Genomic DNA, 3,247 nt, shown 5'->3' on the forward strand with positions numbered 1-3,247 from the left:
GCGCAGGTCTCGTGGGCTCGGAGATGTGTATAAGAGCCAGCAGTGGGGCCGCGCGAAGGCGCCGGGCAATCCCGCCTCCGAGAAGAGGATCCACCGCCGGAAGATGCGCAGGAACGCGCCCAGCTCCAGGTGTCCCGTGACGACGCGCAGGGGCGCATGGACGACGCGGTTCTTCCACCCGGCCTCGTGCAGCCGGCGCCCCAGGTACATGTCATCCACGAACTGCCCGGCGGCGCAGCCCACGCCCCCGATGGCCGCGAGCGCCTCACGGCGGAAGACCATCAGCTGCCCCATGATGAAGGGCAGCGCGCCATCCGGCGCCGCGGCGCACGCGACCGACGCGCCGTACCACGCATTCACCAGCAGCCCGTAGCCCACGTCGCCCGCGAGGGGCGCGTCCGCCGCCGCGTAGATGGGCGCGAACGTGGCGCCCGTGCGGCCGTCCTCCAGCAGGGCGCCCACCAGCGCCGTGAGCACGCCGGGCGTGGGCCGCGTGTCCGAATCACTGAAGGCCAGCAGGTCGCACCGGGAGCGGGCCACGCCCACCTGCATCGCGTTGAGCTTGCCGGTCATCCCGTCCGGAGGCTCACCCGCGACCACCAGCTCCACCCGCTTCGCGCGCGTGGGGTGCGCGGCCACTTCCTCCCGGGTGGGGAGGAACGCCGGGTCCTCCTCGCTGTCGAAGACGAAGAGCACCTCCCACTCGCCGGGATAGTCCAGGTCCAGCAGCGCGCGCACGTTCGCCCGCGCGTCCACGTCCAGGCCCCGGATGGGCCGGATGACCGTCACCGAGGGCGGCTCGAAGCGCCTTACGGGCGGCGCCTGACGCCGTCGCAGGCCGGCCATCAGCTCCAGGTGGCCGTGCACGAGCACCCCCAGCGCCGCCGCCGTCCATCCCAGGTTCCGCGCGTTCATGGCCGCACCTCCGTGCCCCGCGTCCCTTGCGCCCGCGCGTGCGAGCGCCGCCAGTGGCCCGGCCCCCACCAGTTGAAGTCCCCCATCAGCCGCATCATCGCGGGGACGATGAGCACCCGGACCAGCGTCGCATCCAGCGCGACCGCGATGGCCATGCCCAGCCCCATCGCCTTCACCACCACCACGGACGCCAGCGTGAAGGCCGCGAACACGGCCACCATGATGGCCGCCGCGCTGGTGATGAGGCCGCCGGTCCGCTCCAGTCCCTCGGCCACCGCGTGGGTGTTGTCGCCCGTGCGCAGCCACTCCTCGCGGATGCGGCTGAGCAGCAGCACCTCGTAGTCCATGGACAGGCCGAACAGCGCGCAGAACAACAGGATGGGCAGCGATGGTTCGATGGGCCCGGGTTCGAAGCGCAGCAGCCGGTGCAGGTGGCCTTCCTGGAAGATCCACACCAGGGCCCCGAACGAACCGCACAGCGACAGCAGGTTCATCAGGAGCGCCTTCAACGGCAGTACCACGGAGCGCAGGAGCACGAAGAGGACGATGCACGTCATCCCCATCACGAACCCCACGGCCGCGGGCGTGTGGTGCTTCACGAAGGCCGCCGCGTCCACGTCCGTCGCGGTCTGCCCTCCCACCTGCCACCTGCCGTCACCCACCACGCGGTCCTCGCGCAGCGCGCGGACCAGGTTCCGGGCCTCGACGCTGCTGGGCGCCGCGGACGTCAGCACCTGCATCACCGCCACGTTGCCCGTGACGTACGCGGCTCGCGCGGCCTGGACGTCCGCGGGGAGGAACTGGGGCGGCGCGGCGGCCATCCGTTGAACGGTCGCCCGGTCCATGCCGGGGACCAGGGTGACGGCGCTCTCCACGCCGAGCACCCCGGGCAGCGCCGAAATCCGCCGGCTGGCGTCGTGAAGCGCGCCCGCGCGCTCCGGCGTGAGGGGGTTGCCGCCCGGGAACTCCACGGCCACCAGCACCCGGGTGGCGGCCTCGCGGGGGAACAGGCGGGCCAGGGTCTCCGCGCCCTGGCGGGCCTCGGTGCCCTCGGGCAGCGCCGTGATGTCCGTGGCCGCCAATTGCAGACGCCGGAACGGCAGCCCCATGGCCAGCAGCAACGTCAGTGTTGGCAGCAGCACCCACCAGGGATGCCGCATCACCCAGGTGGCCAGCGCGTGCCAGCCGCCGCCGCGTCCTTCCGCGCGCGCGAAGGGCAGCCGCCCCCGGTCCACGCGTGGCCCCAGCCAGGCCAGGAGCGCGGGCAGCACGGTGAGCGCGAAGAGGACCGCGAAGGCCACCACCAGGGCGCCCCCCAGCCCCATGGCGCTCAGGTACGAACCCCGGAAGAACAGCAGGCCCCCCAACCCCACCGTCACGGCCAGCCCGGAGAACGCCACCGCCCGTCCGGCGGTGTCCAGCGTGCGCGTCAGCGCCTGCTCCGTCGTCAATCCCCGGGCAAGCTCCGCGCGGAAGCGGCTCACGATGAAGAGCGAGTAGTCGATGGCCACGCCCAGCCCGATGAGCGACACCACGTTGAGCGTGTACTGGGCCATGTTCGTGACGTGCGACAGCATCAGCACGCCCGCCACGCCGCAGAGCACCGCCAGCCCGCCCACCACCAGGGGCAGCATGGCCGCCACCACCGTCCGGAACACCCACAGCAACACGACGAGCGCCAGCGGGAACGACAGCAACTCCGCGCGCAAGAGGTCGTGCTCCAGCAGTTCGTTGAGCGCGGCCAGGAAGGCCACCTTGCCCGTGAGCGTCGTCTGGAGTCCCGAGTCGTTCAGCGCCGCGCGCACGGCGGGGATCGCGGCGGTGGCCTCCCGCTCGCCCCCCTTGAGCCGCACCAGCGCCAGCAGGTCGTGGCCCGTCTGCGCCACGAAGCGGGCCCGGAACGCTTCGGGCGCCCCGATGGGCGACACCACCGACGCGACCTCCGGCAGCCGCTGCACGCGCGACAGCACGGACGTCACCGCCCGGGCGAAGCGCGGGTCATCCGGAGTCCAGGCATCGTGGTGGAAGATGACCGCCAGGGTCTGGTCGTTCGACCCTGCGGCGGCGCCCCGCGCGAGCGCTTCGGCCCGCGCGGATTCGATGCCCTCGATGGTCCCGGTGGTGAGGTGCCCGCCCTGGAGCAGCGCCCACACCGCCGCGGCCAGGAGCAGGAGCGTGCCTACCAGCACCCGTCCCCGGTGCCGGAACACGCCCACCGCCAGCCGGGCGAACAGGGACGGCGCGCCCCCCGCTGCTGAGTCCTCCCCCCGTCCCGACATTGCCTCTTATACACATCTCCGAGCCCACCAGACATGCGCAGACCTCCTATGCC

2 protein-coding genes are annotated in these 3,247 nt (G+C 72.6%); both read right to left on the reverse strand.

Annotated elements, in window-relative coordinates:
* Positions 1-915 (reverse strand): glycosyltransferase (locus tag D7W79_RS40495; protein ID WP_147442316.1); only part of this gene is annotated, 915 nt, incomplete at its 3' end.
* Positions 912-3,194 (reverse strand): MMPL family transporter, encoded by a 2,283-nt coding sequence (locus D7W79_RS40500; RefSeq protein ID WP_120530540.1) that lies wholly within the window; start codon positions 3,192-3,194, stop codon positions 912-914. The genes D7W79_RS40495 and D7W79_RS40500, both read right to left, overlap by 4 nt.
* Between the last annotated feature and the right edge of the window lie 53 nt (positions 3,195-3,247).

Origin of the sequence: Corallococcus exercitus, assembly GCF_003611585.1 — a bacterium.
GTDB classification, from domain to species: Bacteria; Myxococcota; Myxococcia; order Myxococcales; family Myxococcaceae; genus Corallococcus; species Corallococcus exercitus.

Bases quoted from the DNA above. Each gene is read 5' to 3' on its own strand.
- D7W79_RS40500 (WP_120530540.1), bottom strand. From the start codon at position 3,194: ATGTCGGGACGGGGGGAGGACTCAGCAGCGGGGGGCGCGCCGTCCCTG.